This is a genomic window from Chromohalobacter sp. HP20-39, from assembly GCF_033052815.1.
GTDB lineage: Bacteria > Pseudomonadota > Gammaproteobacteria > Pseudomonadales > Halomonadaceae > Chromohalobacter.
Genome location: NZ_JAWHTP010000792.1, coordinates 1 through 262 on the forward strand (window position 1 = coordinate 1; position 262 = coordinate 262).

1 pseudogene is annotated in these 262 nt (G+C 69.5%); it reads right to left on the reverse strand.

The window, feature by feature from the left end:
* Positions 1–262 (reverse strand): annotated as a pseudogene (locus RVY79_RS20135) (chorismate-binding protein); the annotation flags it as partial.

The window sequence follows — 262 nt, forward strand, 5'->3', positions numbered from 1 at the left end:
GCGCATCGAGCGCGTCCTTGCCCGGGGCCAGCCTGCCGACCACGTTCGAGACGATGTGCATGACGTGGCTGTAGAACTCGACCGTGTAGCTGTCGGTCACCCGCACGCTGCCCGCCTCCGCCACCCGGCCGACATCGTTGCGGCCCAGGTCGAGCAGCATCAGATGATCGGCGCGTTACTTTGGATCGGCTAGCAGGCTGGCGCGGTTCTCATCGTCCTCCGCCGCGGTCTTGCCGCGGGGGCGGGTGCCGGCGATCGGCCG